This window comes from Caballeronia fortuita, from assembly GCF_001544835.2.
Lineage (GTDB): Bacteria > Pseudomonadota > Gammaproteobacteria > Burkholderiales > Burkholderiaceae > Caballeronia > Caballeronia fortuita.
Window position 1 is genome coordinate 20408 of sequence record NZ_FCNX02000011.1, and the last position, 13633, is coordinate 34040.

General features: G+C 56.3%; 15 protein-coding genes. 12 read left to right on the plus strand and 3 right to left on the minus strand.

Going from position 1 to position 13633, the window contains the following annotated elements; genetic code table 11:
- Positions 1-20: 20 nt before the first annotated feature.
- Positions 21-953 (plus strand): nucleotidyl transferase AbiEii/AbiGii toxin family protein, encoded by a 933-nt coding sequence (locus AWB77_RS21060; RefSeq protein ID WP_061136397.1) that lies wholly within the window; start codon positions 21-23, stop codon positions 951-953.
- A gap of 467 nt (positions 954-1420) precedes the next feature.
- Here the strand turns inward: AWB77_RS21060 and AWB77_RS21065 are convergent, their stop codons facing one another.
- The 3 genes from AWB77_RS21065 to AWB77_RS21075 form a co-directional block, all read right to left on the minus strand.
- Positions 1421-1699, minus strand: a complete 279-nt coding sequence (locus AWB77_RS21065; RefSeq protein WP_061136398.1) for an HU family DNA-binding protein — start codon at positions 1697-1699, stop codon at positions 1421-1423.
- 64 nt (positions 1700-1763) lie between these two features.
- Complete coding sequence (locus AWB77_RS21070) at positions 1764-2042, minus strand: YlcI/YnfO family protein (protein WP_061136399.1); 279 nt, start codon at positions 2040-2042, stop codon at positions 1764-1766.
- A gap of 718 nt (positions 2043-2760) precedes the next feature.
- Positions 2761-3051 carry an Arc family DNA-binding protein gene (locus AWB77_RS21075; RefSeq protein ID WP_061136400.1) on the minus strand — a complete coding sequence of 97 codons (291 nt, stop codon included), beginning with the start codon at positions 3049-3051 and terminating at the stop codon, positions 2761-2763.
- A gap of 381 nt (positions 3052-3432) precedes the next feature.
- Here AWB77_RS21075 and AWB77_RS21085 point away from each other — a divergent pair, with 381 nt between their 5' ends.
- From AWB77_RS21085 to AWB77_RS21135, 11 genes are all read left to right on the plus strand, one after another.
- Positions 3433-3801: a TrbC/VirB2 family protein gene (locus AWB77_RS21085; protein WP_061136402.1), complete on the plus strand. Its 369-nt coding sequence runs from the start codon at positions 3433-3435 to the stop codon at positions 3799-3801.
- Complete coding sequence (locus AWB77_RS21090) at positions 3798-4100, plus strand: VirB3 family type IV secretion system protein (protein WP_061136403.1); 303 nt, start codon at positions 3798-3800, stop codon at positions 4098-4100. The genes AWB77_RS21085 and AWB77_RS21090 overlap by 4 nt, the downstream gene beginning before the upstream one ends.
- On the plus strand, positions 4087-6765 hold the full coding sequence (locus AWB77_RS21095) for a VirB4 family type IV secretion/conjugal transfer ATPase (RefSeq protein ID WP_208601538.1): 2679 nt from the start codon (positions 4087-4089) through the stop codon (positions 6763-6765). The genes AWB77_RS21090 and AWB77_RS21095 overlap by 14 nt, the downstream gene beginning before the upstream one ends.
- Complete coding sequence (locus AWB77_RS21100) at positions 6762-7421, plus strand: TrbJ/VirB5 family protein (protein ID WP_061136404.1); 660 nt, start codon at positions 6762-6764, stop codon at positions 7419-7421. Before AWB77_RS21095 ends, AWB77_RS21100 begins: the two co-directional genes overlap by 4 nt.
- A 289-nt stretch (positions 7422-7710) precedes the next feature.
- Positions 7711-8088, plus strand: a complete 378-nt coding sequence (locus tag AWB77_RS21105) for a hypothetical protein (RefSeq protein WP_208601539.1) — start codon at positions 7711-7713, stop codon at positions 8086-8088.
- Positions 8076-8942 carry a TrbL/VirB6 family protein gene (locus AWB77_RS21110; RefSeq protein ID WP_061136406.1) on the plus strand — a complete coding sequence of 289 codons (867 nt, stop codon included), beginning with the start codon at positions 8076-8078 and terminating at the stop codon, positions 8940-8942. Before AWB77_RS21105 ends, AWB77_RS21110 begins: the two co-directional genes overlap by 13 nt.
- Positions 8939-9613, plus strand: coding sequence for a VirB8 family type IV secretion system protein (locus AWB77_RS21115; protein WP_061136407.1), 675 nt, complete (start codon positions 8939-8941; stop codon positions 9611-9613). The genes AWB77_RS21110 and AWB77_RS21115 overlap by 4 nt, the downstream gene beginning before the upstream one ends.
- Positions 9614-9638: 25 nt before the next feature.
- Positions 9639-10448, plus strand: coding sequence for a P-type conjugative transfer protein VirB9 (virB9, locus tag AWB77_RS21120; RefSeq protein ID WP_061136408.1), 810 nt, complete (start codon positions 9639-9641; stop codon positions 10446-10448).
- 1 nt (position 10449) lies between these two features.
- The gene (locus AWB77_RS21125; protein WP_061136409.1) at positions 10450-11673 is read left to right on the plus strand and encodes a TrbI/VirB10 family protein; all 1224 of its coding nucleotides are present in this window, start codon (positions 10450-10452) and stop codon (positions 11671-11673) included.
- 9 nt (positions 11674-11682) lie between these two features.
- Complete coding sequence (virB11, locus tag AWB77_RS21130; protein ID WP_061136410.1) at positions 11683-12705, plus strand: P-type DNA transfer ATPase VirB11; 1023 nt, start codon at positions 11683-11685, stop codon at positions 12703-12705.
- A complete protein-coding gene (locus tag AWB77_RS21135; protein WP_061136411.1) occupies positions 12692-13612 on the plus strand; it encodes a lytic transglycosylase domain-containing protein in 921 nt (306 codons plus the stop codon). The genes virB11 and AWB77_RS21135 overlap by 14 nt, the downstream gene beginning before the upstream one ends.
- Positions 13613-13633 lie beyond the last annotated feature (21 nt).

Sequence of the window (13633 nt, forward strand, 5' to 3'; positions counted from 1 at the left end):
CCTCGCAGGATTCGAACGCTATGAATGACCAATACCTTGAGACCGTCAGGCTCATGCTGGCGATCACGCCGGACGTATTTGATACGCCTCACTTTGCCATGAAAGGCGGAACGGCCATCAACATGTTTGTTCAGGACCTGCCGCGTCTTTCGGTCGATATCGACGTGGTCATGCGCGACCATGGTCCCGATCGCAAGCAGGCCCTGTCCATCATCAATGACGAACTGATCCGCGTGAAAATGGCGGTTGAACGGCAAGGTCATACCGTTTCGGTTGCGACGGCCAGTGGAAGACACCTGGGCGACGACGTGAAGCTTACGGTGTCTTCAGCTAATGCGCAGGTGAAAGTCGAGGTGAACTACGTTTTTCGGGGGACGCTCACACCGACGGTGATGCGCAGCGTCGTGCCCCGTGCCCAGAGCATGTTTCGCGTGGACTTCGAAGTGCCGACGCTGTCTGATGCCGAACTATACGGCAGTAAGCTCGTTGCCGCGCTCGACCGCCAGCACCCGCGGGACATTTTTGACGTGCAGCATATGTACGACGCGACCGGACTACACGAGGATTTCGTCACGGCGTTCGTCGGTTATCTCGCCGGGCACAATCGACCCGTTCATGAAGTTCTGTTTGCGCAACCGCGCTCACTCGAAAACGAGTATGAGGCGGGCTTTGTCGGCATGACCGTCGATCCCGTCAGTCTCGACTTGCTGACCGATGTGCAGACGCGGCTTCACCATGATCTGCCGCGGGCGCTGACCCCTGAGCAGCGAGCATTTCTCATCTCACTGGTCCAACTCAACGCGGAATGGTCGTTGATGCCTTACGACCATCTCTCCGACCTTCCAGCCATCCGATGGAAAATGGAGAACCTAAGCAAGCTCCGATCGCGAGACTCCTCTCGTTTTGCTCAACAAGCCGCTCTTCTGCAGCAGGGATTTGACGCACTCGGTTAGCAGCGCAGAGTGCTGGTGTCGACGTTTAGCCTCCTTCGAAGAGACGAGGCCGTTTCTGGATCAAGAACCCGCACGTCCTATGCGATCGGAGCCAACGCAAAAACGCTCATATTGCGTACGGGCGAGTTGCGAACAGCCCTGGGACACACGGTGTCTTCTTTTCGCAGTTATGAGGTCAAGCCCACTTGGGCAGTGGTCGGGCTTGGCATAATAACTACGTCGCAGCAGCAAGATCTGTCTATGCTTTCTTCCAAACGCAACATCATGAGGCGAAAGCCGCCACGCGGCACCATCCCGCGCTATGGCGATCGCATCGTCGAGGTTCTGGGTGAAGCACGGGGCCAACGCGTGATGATCAGATCGATTCATGCTGATGGCTCGGAGCGCCTAACCGCTGTCAAGCTCAAAATCTGTTGCCGCTCGGTGGACAACTTTTCTGAGTGGCGCGATAACAACCGCGCGCGAGATTACGAACGGTTGACGGCATCCTTGAACGCTTTGCCGGCCGTGAATTTCACGGTATTCGCCGCAGCTATTTCCATCGCTTCGCCCGTTGCGGGATTACGCCCCGTGCGCGCGGCGCGCTGTCCGCGGGCAAACGTGCCGAACCCCACAAGCTGAACCGTACTTCCTGCCGCCACTTCCTTCGAGATCGATTCCAAGACGGCGCTGATTGCCTCTTCAGCGGCGCTTCTGCTTATCCCCACTTCGGACGCGACTGCATCTACCAAATCTTGCTTGTTCATCGATTCTCCTATTTCTTTTTTGCAACCTACTCGTCGCTGTGGCCTCGCGGCAAAAAGCCCGAAGTTACGTTGATTCGGTATCGACCACTTCTAGGTCGAATAAATCTGAAGTCGTACCGTGCTCGGCTACCAGGTCCGGCAGCTCACCATTTCGAACCTTGGCCAGCGTTGCGGGCGACAGCCAGATGTCTTCCATCGCGTCAATCCCTTCCTCGATCATTCGCTGCAGAAAAAAGGACTGCTTGCGTCCCGATGCTTCTGCCAGCACTCGGAGGCGCTGCTCGATCACTGGATCGATGCGAACCGCAACGACCCGCAACTTGTTTTCCGCGGACCTTCTCATTCCATTTCTCCTTGTGCTGTCGATGCCGGTGCGTCGATTCGCCCGATCCTGCACCTCATATGTAGCTCATGCAGGCATTATCGCCGCACAACATTCCGTCCCGCCGCGTTGCTAGAGGCTGCCTGGCGGGCCGGACACAGCAACGTCATGCTCGACTCAACGTTAGGCGCGCATCGCGTCGGTGGTCGCGCGAAGCAACGCGGTGACTTCAGTTGCTGTTGATGCGATCTGCGGGCGGACTCGAACGCCGCAAACTTGCCTTGCAGATCGAAACCTAATTGATCAAGTGCGTCGCCTCGCTGCGCCTGCAGCGACGGCTGTCCCATCAACGGAACATTTCTTCTTGCGAAGGTGGTCGTCGCAGCCGACTCTAGCAGCTAGGCGTCCCAATTATGGTCGGGGCCTTCCGCGCTTCTTAGATCAGACCCACGGTATCGATTTCGCTCATTGAAATTGCGGAATATCACAGATTCAGCCGGTAGTACCGCAGATCGCCTTCCACTAAAGCGTCCCGTTTCCGTCCTAATTTTCGTAGACGTGACCTTAAGGCGTTACTGGGCCGGTCTGCCATGCACGCTCACCATTCCCCAATGCTTCGACTAATGCCGTCGATGGTCCAATGCGCGGCTACGGTCCGCGCGAACCGCAATGACAAAATCTTACAAAGTATGTGGCACTACGTTACTAACAATTTCCGATTTTTGTCTGATCATAGGCGCTATCGAGGTGCGTTAGTGATGCCACCTCTTTGCTGCGCAATCTCCAACATTCGTTGAGCAAACATCGTGATCTCGGCTGGCGTCATAAGTTCTGCAAGAGACATCCGAGAAATGGTGAGGTGCAGTGCCGCTAGATCTGCGTCGGCGGCCACCGTCAATTGCGGAAACGTTGACTCAAGCCGAGCTATGAGCTCAGCGTTCAACGGGCGGCGGTTTTTCTCTGCAGCAGCCTTCAGCTCTTCGTAGAGCGGCCAAGGCAAGCGATATTGAGAACGATGGGTATCTTCCATAGTTAAATTTGACACTACCCGGACACTATCGTATAGTGACTACTGGTCACTTTATAGTGACAAACAGGGAGGGAGAAAGGATGGGCGACTCTATTCGATCGCAGTATCGAATTCCCAAGGAACTGAACGAGTGGCTCAGCTCGCGCGCCAAAGCCGAAGAGCGGTCTAGAAACGCTCAGCTGGTCGTTGAGTTGAGGATCCGTATGCGGGAAACAACTCACTCCCAGCCCGACGCTAAGATCACGCTCGATCAAACAAAACTCGACTAAGCACACCTTCTGAAATAGATCAACCGGATTTTTAATATTAGTACTGCATATAAGCTATTGAATTTTTCAGAAACCAACGAACCCTAACGTTCAACTTGAGAGAGGGCGAAAGATGCAAGTTCAGAACTCCGACCAATCAGCTCGAATCCAGAAGGCCGATCGATTGGACATGATGCTCGACTTGACGGCTAATGCCTGCGTCATCGCTCTCCTCTTCCTCCCGCAGCTTGCGCACGCACAAGACGCATCGGGAACTTTTGGCGGGATCACTGCCTTTTTGAGATCGGTGACACAGCTGCTCATCTATGAGTGGGGCTACTACATCGGCATCATCACCTTGGCGATCCAAGGATATCGCTGGAAGACCGGCCGCATCGACCTCATGACGCTCGGTGGTTGGGGGCTCGGCATCGGACTCGTCTTCTTTGCGCCGAACATCGTCTCTGATCTCAAGGCACGCTCGGCCGGAACGATCGTATGAGTGGGGGCGACGAGCTCCACGACGATGAGGGGGAAACACTTGTCGTTGCGATGACTCGCCCCACGATGGTCGGCGGATTGACGCTCGCGAGTCTGGCGTTGAGCTTCTACATTCCGGGCATGGCCGCAATGATCGTGCGGTCCGTGCTTCCGGCAACAGCCATCCCCTTCTTGCTGCTCGCTAGCTATCTAATCTGCCTCAAAGACGTTTACCTGTTCGACATCTTGGCTGCCGCAACGCATCTAAAAGTATGTCCGAACAAGCGCTTCTGGAGATGCCGACGCTATGCGCCCCGTTGACATTCTGAAAGAGATATTCGACATGTCGCTGTCGATGCCGTTGCCTAACGGGGCAGCCGTCGACGACAAGGAAATGGCGGCAAGCGACATGATCCCGATCACCGTGCACTATGACGACTACAGCATCCTTACGAAAGATGACGGAGTTGTGCAGGTCATTGAGCTTGGTGGCCTGTTCCACGACTCGCTCAACGCGGCGCAAAAGAAGCAGTTTGAGCGCCGGCGCCATACCGTGCTGCGCTCGGTCGCGAGTAGCGATCGCGGAATTTACGTTCACTTGATTCGTCGGAAGGTCAATCAGTACCCGGAGGGAGATGGCGGCACGTGGTTCGCACGGCGTTTTAACGCCGCTTGGCGCGAGCGGTATGAGAAGCGTTCCTTCTACGTGAACAAGATTTACATCAGCATCGTCCAAAATCGCTTTCGACAAGGCGCGCCGGGCCTTATCGACCGCGTCTTCTCCTTCGCGTCTGGTGCGAAGCTATCGGCCGAAAACCTCGAGTCATTCGATGAACAGGTAAAGGCTCTGAACGAGGCCACCAATCTTGTTGTACAAACCCTGTCGGCCTATGGCGCGCGAAAACTGAGAATCCGGCGCCGGCCAACGTTCACGATGGACCAGATAAGCGCGGCGGACGCCCGGGCAGCGATCCAGGAGTTCAATTCAAGCTGGGGGGCGTTCCAGACTCAGCACGGCGTGCGCGAAGCGTACCCGCGTGAGACAGTAGACGACCATCTCGGCGAGGACTATTCGGAGATTGCCGGCTTTTTCCACTATCTGATCAATCTTGAGGACGAGCGCGTACCCGTCACAGACATCCAGCTTGACCGTACGCTCGCCGTGTCGTGGCTCGATTTCAAGATGCTCGGCAACATGATGTCCGTGCAGAACCTGAGTGGAACACGCGCTGGTGCAATGCTGAGCATGGCCGAATGGCCGGCACGCACGCCGTCTCATATGCTTGACGAGTTTTTGCAACAACCCGTCGAATACATCGTCACCCAGTCATTTTTCTTCTGTGACCGTATTACTGCTGAGCACGATATGAAGCAGGAGCGACGACGTCTCGTGGTCAACGACCGGGAAGGCGGTGCGGAGGAGGACAAGAAGGAAATCACAGATGGCTTGCGCGACCTCACAAGCGGCCGCGCTGTCAATGGCCTCCATCACTTGACGATTCTCGCCCATGTGCCTGCTGCAACAGAGCACGCCGATCCTGTTCAGAACAAAAGGCAAACGATTGCGGACCTTGATAAAGCGGTTGCGCTGCTGAAGAAATCGTTCGTGAACCTTGGTGTGAAGGCAGTGCGTGAATGGTTCGCCGTCGAGACATTCTTCTGGTCGCAGCTTCCAGGCCAGGCTCAGCACTTCATCGGCCGGCGAGGCAAGATCAAGTCCAGCAACTTTGCGGGATTTGCTTCGCTGCATAACTATGCGATTGGAAAGATCGACGGCAACCTGTGGGGGCCGGCGATAATGCCTTTTGAGACCGAGAGTGGTACCGCCTATTACTTCAACTTCCACCGGGAAATGGAAGGGATGGTTGCGGGGCACATGGCCCTGACCGCAGACACCGGAGCAGGAAAGACGACCCTGCTATCGGCTCTAATTGTCATGGCTGACAAGGCACGCCCGCGCGTTTTCTGGTTCGATAACCGCGAGGGCGCGAAGGTATTCATGCGCGCCATGGGGGCTCCCCACACCACGTTGTCAGTGCAGGGAAACACAGGCTGGAACCCCTTCAAGCTACCCGACTCGCCCGAAAACCGCTTGTACCTCGTCGAATTGATGACGCTGATGCGAACGTGCTACGGCGGCACGCTCACGCCCGACGACATCGAGCGATTTAAACGAGCTGTCTGTGAAAACTACGACGTCTTGCCCTTCCAAGATCGCCGTTTGCGTAATGTCGCGTGGTGCTTCGGCCAGGGCGAACTGGCGAAGGACATGCGGATTTGGCACGGCGCCAATGGTTCAACGGGTGCCAATTGGGGCGTGTTCGACAACGAGCACGACAGCATCGACCTCACGCAGTTCCGGCACTACTGCTTCGAGATGAGGCAGCTCATCAAGGACGGGGTGGCTCGACCCGAATTGCCCGTCATCTTGAGCTATCCGTTTCACCGTATCGAACAGTCAATGAATGGCGAGCCGTTCATCCTGGTTCTGGAGGAAGGCCAGAACCTCGTCAAGCACGCATATTGGCGCGAGAAGATCGATAGCTACATCATGCAGATCCGCCGTAAGAATGGTCTGCTCATCTTCGTCACGCCCGACGCCAAATATCTTTACTGCGAGACCGATTCGATCCAGAAGCAGACTGCAACGAAGATTTACCTACCGAACGGAGAGGCGAGCAAGACCGATCTCATGGATCGTCTTGGCCTCACGAACGGCGAGTTCGATTTCGTTCACGACACGCCACCCGAAAGCTTCAAATTTTTGATTCGACGTGGCAATGAGTCGATCCGGGTCAAGTTCGATCTCTCGGATATGCCCGAGTTTATCCCAGTGCTCTCCTCGAACGACAAGGGCGTCGCGCTGATGGAGCAAATCATCAGCGAGCTTGAGACCGACGACCCGGAACAGTGGCTGCCAGTCTTTATGCAGCGGTCGCTTTCCGAAAACACGCACAACCTTAAGAAGGAAGGAGCGTTAACGTGAAAACTACGCTTTTAGCTGTTGCCGTGGGAATCTCACTCAGCGTTTCGGTGCCAATCTACGCAACGGGTATCCCTACGTTTGACGCCGCGACGTTTCTGCAGCTGCAGCAGCAACTCTCGCAGTTGCAGGACCAGTACAGAACACTCAAAGATCAATACGCCGCGGTCACCGGAAGCTATGGTCGTGGTTCGATTGGCTTGAATCAGTCGATCAACGCGGCATCCGTCGTGCCGGGGTCATGGCAGGAGGTCGTCTCCCAACAGCAGAGTGGCACTTTCGGCGCAAGGCAGAATTTTTACGAGAAGCTTATCAACACGATGCCGCAAGACGTGTTTGCTGATCCAAATGCGCAAAACGCGACGACATACAAGATGAGCACGGATTCGGTCCGTGCTGCCTTGGCAGGTGGCGACTCGTTGTATTCGGAGGTTCAGACGCACCTCAATAACCTGTCTGTGTTGAGCCAGCAGGTCGATACGACCACAAACGTCAAAGACGCTCAAGATCTACAGAACCGTATATCGAGCGAGAACGGCATGCTGTCGAGCGCTATGGCGAAGCTCAACGCCATGAACATGAATTTGCAAGCGAATCTCGTCAATCAGCAAAACCAGGCCACTGCTGGGAATGAGAAGTTTTTCCAGTGGAAGAAGTAGTCACTCGTTCGAGCAGGAGGGAACGCATCTCGGACAAAGGGGATTCTACAGATGAAGCACTTCATTCTAGTTCTGAAATTTCTCACCGCATCAGTGTGGCTCCCGCTGTGGCTAATTAAGCGCGGCATCCGCGTTATCGCAGTCTTGTTGGTTGGAGCAATTCTTTCTAGCTGCACTATTTCATCGAGCAGGTTCGAAAAGTCGCCGTGCGCCTGCTCTTTCGAATCGATTAACGCAAGTAACTTTGGGAGGATAGGAGATGCCTAAGAGCCTATGGACATGGATCTTGATGAGTACAGCAGTAGTGCTTGTCGGTGGTTATGGTCTTCTTAAGATCATCAACCGCGAGCCTGTCGTCCCTACAGTAACGCCTCAACAAGAACTACCCACTTCGTCGACTCCAGAAATCGCGAGAAGCCGTGGAAACCCGCTTCTCAGCGCAGATAAGGGTGCCGTCGCCAAATGGTTTCCCGGCCATTGCTTTGCAGAATTGTACGCAAGAGATCCCTCGTTCGGCGGGAAGATGATTCCCGGCTGCCTCGTCAAGGTGATTGAGCAAGTCAAGGCTGACACTGGCGTAACGCTGACGGACAAAGAAGTTCAAGCACCCGAAGTCGTAGCGCATTTCAAGGAAGTTTACGGCCCGAGCAATCCATGGCGACAATGACCATTGAAGGAATGATCGGCGCCGCTGACGGCGTTACTCAATCGTTCCTAACACAGACCTACCCCGCGCTAGCGGGCGCGATATCGACTCCAGTCTATCTCGTCGCAGTGTTGTACTGGGCAGTGTACGGCTACAAGGTATATGGCGGATACGAGCCGATGAGATGGAGCGCTCTCCTCGCGAAAGCTTTCATGACCGCTGCGGTCTTCTCGGCGTTGAATTGGGGTGGCTTGGGCCAAAGTATCTATGGATTCTTTACGTCCTTCATGGAGGGTGTGGCGTCCACCATCATGTCGGGTCAGTCCACGGCATCAATGCTCGACGCTCTATATAACAACGTCGGCCAGGTCTCAGCGTTAATGCAAAACGTGAGCTGGTATCAGTTTGGGATGATCCTGCAGGGATTTGGCCTTTTCCTGATTAACTGCGTCTTGTTTGTACTCGCGCTCGTCTACATGACTATCGCGAAGTTCGGCCTCGCCATTACGATGGTTCTACTGCCGGTCTTCGCAGGCTTCTTCTTTTTTGAACAAACTCGGCAGTGGGCAATCAACTGGCTGAGCAAGATGTTGAATTTCTGCTTTATCTACATCTTGGTGATTGCGATCGTTCGCTTTGGCTTCCTCGCATTTGGCGATGCGATTGATGAAGCCGGGAAGGCCTCGAGCGTAACAGATGCTGCGTTTATCAACGTTCAGCAGGTTGCATATCTCTACATCGTTGAAGGTGTGTTGATCATCTTCATGTTGCAAGTCAAAGGCTGGGCTGCAGCCCTTGCCGGCGGAGCATCCGTGCAAGGCCTGTCTTTATTGATGATGGCTGCTCGGACGGTAACGAGGGGAGCAATCAAATGACTTTCCGAAGAGGCACGTTTATAGGGGACGCTGACACCCGACGTATGCAGTTGGGGGGCTCAAACAAGCTTAAACAAGAGCGCAATCGCGCTTACCTTTTTATCGGCTTGCTTCTGTTCGTGGTTGGCGGCATGGCAAGCGCGATCACCGTGCTCGCGAATATTCACACGGTCGTCCCTGTTGTATCGGTGATCGACGCGAACGGACACGTGGTCAAGCAGCAGGTAGTCAACAAGGAGACGATCACTGCGCAGGAGAGCTTCGTCCAGAGCCAGGTGTACGACTTCATCATGTATTGCAACACGTTCGACCCAGAGTGGCGACAGCGCTTTGCCGATTTGTGTCGGCTGCATTCGACGCAATCAGTCGCCGCTCAGTATGACGCGGAGACCAGCGCGGACAACACGAACAACCCCTACTATCAGTTGGGACAGGGTGGGCGTCGATATCCGAAGATCACGGGCATCACATCGCTCGGCAAGGATGCGTATCAGGTTTCGTTCCAATCGATTACCGAGAAACCCGGAAGCCCGCCGAAGACCGACTACTACACGGCGCTCGTGCGCTACACCTTCACGTTCAAACCGCTCGCATTGGGCGACCGCTGGGAGAACGCGCTTGGTTACGCCACAACAGGCTATCGAAAGGATCAAGAGTTGAGCCGCCAGTAAAACGCTTTGAGCTAGGAATCAGACCATGAACTTCAAATCCGCTCCCATCGCCTTCGCCGTCATCAGCAGCGTGACGATTTCGCTGATTCCTGCATCATCATTTGCGGCCAAACTGCCTCACGCGCTTGTGACGGACGATCGAGTCAAGCAAGTCCCATATGACCCAAATCAAGTTTATGAGGTTGTTGGCACGTATGGATACCAGACCTCCATCGAGTTTGCTAACGACGAGGTCGTCAAGGTCGTGTCGTTAGGCGACTCGATTGCCTGGCAAACGGTCCCTTACCAAAATCGCTTGTTCATCAAGCCCGTCGAGCCGAATGCGGCAACAAACCTGACCGTCGTTACCGACAAGCGCACCTATTACTTCAAGCTCACCAGCTCGAAGGCGCGAACGACGCAGACTTTTCTTGTGCGCTTCATTTACCCGAACTCGGCTTCGAACATGAACTCGACCTTGGGCAGCTCTGCCGGTGCCAGTCGATCCGATGCACACGCGAGCAATGGAATCGATCCTGCAAGGCTCAATATTGACTACGGTACGTCGGGAGACAAAACCGCGATTCCGCTCAAACGCGCGTTTGACGATGGACAGTTCACCTACTTCCTGTTCGACCAAAATGCCGAGATTCCGTCGTTCTACGCGGTGGGTCCGGACGGCACCGAGTCCGCCGTGAGTCCACGCCGGGAAGGCCAGTTCATGGTCGTCAAGCGCACGGCGAGCCTCTTCACACTACGCAACGGAACCGCCCATCTGTGCGTACAGAACAACGCGAATCCTTATCGCCGCGCGGATGTGAGCACCGCTTCAGCGCTTAACGCTGTGGGGCACTGATATGGTGGATCCGAACAGCAAAGCTCCAGATGACCGCGAAGCGGCCGTTCGCGAGTGGGAAAAGCAGGCTAATGCCTCGATGGTTGCCGACAACCGCAAAAAGCGTCTGGGCGGCGTTGCCATCGCGGGGATCGCAACTGCCGCCATTGCAGCGGTGTGGCTGGTCAAGCATAGCGGCAATGACACGGCCAAGGCGGCAGCCAACAGCGACATTTCCATCCCGGACCGAAAGCCCGTTCCGAAACTCAAGGAACGAGAGACGGCAAGTGCTTCCTCCGTCGCGGCGGCGCCGGCGGCGACACCTGCGAGCGCGGTGCAGGCCGACGACCCGATGAAGGCACAGCGTGAGCAGATGGAGATGCAACGTCGCGAGCAAGCGCGACGTTTGATTGAAGCGCGCATGAAGTCGGCCATCATTCCGCCGAACAGCGCGAATCAGCCCGCGGGCGCTCAACCGCAGACCGGGGCTGAAGTAGGCGGCCAAGTACGGCAAAACGCTGTGATGCTCGGCGGGAGCTCAGGCGACCAAGGCCCGCAAGATTCCAATTCGCGCTTCGCACGCTCCGTGAGCGGCAGCGCTGTCCCGGTAAGCATGGCAAGTCAAATTGACAATCTCCCGTACAAGGTTTTACAGGGCGAGTTTATCGAAGCGGTCCTGGAACCTCGCGCAATCTCCGATCTGCCGGGTCAGCTGTGCGCGCTGGTACAACGCGACGTGTACGGCACGCAGGGTCGTCTCAAACTGATTCCGTGGGGCTCGCGAGTATGCGGCACCTACAACGCCGAGCTGCGCAAAGGGCAAGATCGCCTTTTCGTGGTGTGGAACACGCTGCGCCGACCGGACGGCGTGCAGGTTGCCATCGACAGCGCTGGCAGCGATCAGCTTGGTACGGCTGGCATGGGCGGCATCGTCGACACCCACTTTGCCGAGATTTTCGGCATGTCAGCGCTCCTGTCCATCATCGGGGCCGGTGCGTCGAACGTCGGTGTCAGCTCGGGCGATCAGTACAACTCCGCCTCGCAATATCGGCAGTCGGTCCAGCAGGCCGCATCGCAGTCGTCGCAACAAGTGCTCTCTCCGTACATCAACATCCAACCCACCGTCACGGTGCCAGCAGGCTCCCGCGTGCGCATCTACGTGAACAAGGATCTGGATTTCACTTCGATCTACAAGGATCAGATCGATGCGCAGAAGCACGTCGACGGCGTGACGTTCATTCAATGAGGGGGAGACATGTCACAAATTGCCTCTTTCCGCGCGAAGCTCTCGTTGCTCGCGGACTTTCTTGATGACAAGGAGGTCACCGAGATCCAGGTCAACAAGCCCGGCGAACTCTGGCTCAGAAAGAAAGACACCTACTACGCCGAGAAGATCGAGGTGCCAGGACTTTCGTATCAGCTGCTTTCGTCATTGGCCGACGTCACCGCCTCCTTCAAGAGTCTCGAAGTCGACCGCGAGAGTCCGATTCTCTCCGCTGAAATCCCGGTCAATCTCGATGACGGCATTCCCGATTTCGAGCGAGGAACGTACCGGGCCGAGATGATCCTGCCGCCCGTCGTGCCGGAGGGAACCATCGCGATGACGATCCGCAAGCAGTCACTCGTCCGGATGAGTCTGCCGAAGTACCTGGAACAGGGCGCGTTCCGATTCGTGAACGGCGACGTGGTCGATGAACCCTACTCCGATGCACGCTTGAAGGATATGTATCGCGACAGACAGTGGGACGCGTTCCTGCGCGGCGCGGTGTTGGCCCACAAGAACATCGTCATTTCCGCTGGAACGTATTGCGGCAAGACGACATGCCTTAACGCGCTGGTGCAAGAAATTCCCGCGCACGAACGCATCGTCACGATCGAGGACTCCCGCGAGATCGAGCCGGCCCAACCGAACTGCGTCCGACTCTCCTACGCCCGTCATCAAGCATCGGGACAGGCTGCTGTGACGCCAACTACTTTGCTTCGCTCTTGCATGCGGCTCACGCCTGACCGGGTCATCATGGGTGAAATACGCGGTCCGGAAGCAGTCGAATTCGTGAACATGCTCAACACGGGCCACAAAGGATCGCTCACGACGATCCACACGGATTCGCCAGCTGAAATGTATGACCGGTTTGGCGAGTTGATGGACGGGCACACCTCGATGACACGGGAGCAGATCATCGAGCGCGTCAAAAGGCGTATCGACGTCGTTGTGCAATGGAAGTACACCGAGCGCAATGGCCGCTACATATCGGAGATCCTCTATGCAGGCGCGTGACGCTTTCCTCGTACTCGCTGCTGCCGGGGTGTTGATCGCTATGACCTCGCCCGCCTGCGCTCAAACGACAGCCCCTGTCCTACCGTTCGACAAGCTGGCCGCCGAGTGCGCGCCCGGTGTTCACCCAACAACACTCAGAGGTATTGTGCGCACCGAATCGGCAGGCAAACCCTACGTGATTGGTGTCGTGGGCGGCAGACTTGAGCGTCAGCCGCGCAACCTGGCAGAAGCCGTCGCAACTGCCCGAGCGCTTGAGCGACAGGGCTTCAATTTTTCGATGGGACTCGGACAGGTCAATCGCTACAACCTTGCGAAGTACGGCGAGCGCTACGAGACGGTATTCGCGCCGTGTCGCAACCTCAAGGCCGGCAGCGCAATTCTAAAAGATTGCTACCAGCGCGCGAGGGCAAGGATTCCGGACGATCAACTAGCCCTGCGCGCCGCTTTCAGTTGCTACTACTCCGGCAACTTCACGCGCGGCTTTCGTCCAGATCGCGATGGTCAGCGGAGCTACGTGCAAAAGGTTGTGGCAAACGCGGCGGACACGGCCGAACCCATTCCAGTTGTCCCGGCAGTGAAAACGGATAGCGCTGATGCCGAAGTTGCGGCTCGACCGGCGATAACCTCAAAGCCGGCGAAGCGTAGGGCCATGTCGGCGCAATGGGTGATGTTTGCGGACGGCCGGACGCAGCGTGACCCGGCCCCTGCCTTGCCGGTCGAGAATGCCGACAACGATGCGCCGGTCAAGGTGCAGTTGGCGACGCCGACCAATGGCTCGGCGGTCAGAGCCACCCCGACTCGCCCCATTCCGACTCCAGCTTCGCGTGCGGCGCAACCTGTCTCCCTCCAGCGATTACCGACATCGACCACACGACAAGCTGCGCCGTTCGTGCAGTTTGTGAATTGACGCTTCTCTCCGTTACGGGAA

What these genes read in the sequence shown, in the direction of transcription:
- AWB77_RS21060 (WP_061136397.1), top strand. Translation starts at nt 21, where the DNA reads ATGAATGACCAATACCTTGAGACCGTCAGGCTCATGCTGGCGATCACG.
- AWB77_RS21065 (WP_061136398.1), bottom strand. Translation starts at nt 1,699, where the DNA reads ATGAACAAGCAAGATTTGGTAGATGCAGTCGCGTCCGAAGTGGGGATA.
- AWB77_RS21070 (WP_061136399.1), bottom strand. Translation starts at nt 2,042, where the DNA reads ATGAGAAGGTCCGCGGAAAACAAGTTGCGGGTCGTTGCGGTTCGCATC.
- AWB77_RS21075 (WP_061136400.1), bottom strand. Translation starts at nt 3,051, where the DNA reads ATGGAAGATACCCATCGTTCTCAATATCGCTTGCCTTGGCCGCTCTAC.
- AWB77_RS21085 (WP_061136402.1), top strand. Translation starts at nt 3,433, where the DNA reads ATGCAAGTTCAGAACTCCGACCAATCAGCTCGAATCCAGAAGGCCGAT.
- AWB77_RS21090 (WP_061136403.1), top strand. Translation starts at nt 3,798, where the DNA reads ATGAGTGGGGGCGACGAGCTCCACGACGATGAGGGGGAAACACTTGTC.
- AWB77_RS21095 (WP_208601538.1), top strand. Translation starts at nt 4,087, where the DNA reads ATGCGCCCCGTTGACATTCTGAAAGAGATATTCGACATGTCGCTGTCG.
- AWB77_RS21105 (WP_208601539.1), top strand. Translation starts at nt 7,711, where the DNA reads ATGAGTACAGCAGTAGTGCTTGTCGGTGGTTATGGTCTTCTTAAGATC.
- AWB77_RS21110 (WP_061136406.1), top strand. Translation starts at nt 8,076, where the DNA reads ATGGCGACAATGACCATTGAAGGAATGATCGGCGCCGCTGACGGCGTT.
- AWB77_RS21115 (WP_061136407.1), top strand. Translation starts at nt 8,939, where the DNA reads ATGACTTTCCGAAGAGGCACGTTTATAGGGGACGCTGACACCCGACGT.
- virB9 (WP_061136408.1), top strand. Translation starts at nt 9,639, where the DNA reads ATGAACTTCAAATCCGCTCCCATCGCCTTCGCCGTCATCAGCAGCGTG.
- AWB77_RS21125 (WP_061136409.1), top strand. Translation starts at nt 10,450, where the DNA reads ATGGTGGATCCGAACAGCAAAGCTCCAGATGACCGCGAAGCGGCCGTT.
- virB11 (WP_061136410.1), top strand. Translation starts at nt 11,683, where the DNA reads ATGTCACAAATTGCCTCTTTCCGCGCGAAGCTCTCGTTGCTCGCGGAC.
- AWB77_RS21135 (WP_061136411.1), top strand. Translation starts at nt 12,692, where the DNA reads ATGCAGGCGCGTGACGCTTTCCTCGTACTCGCTGCTGCCGGGGTGTTG.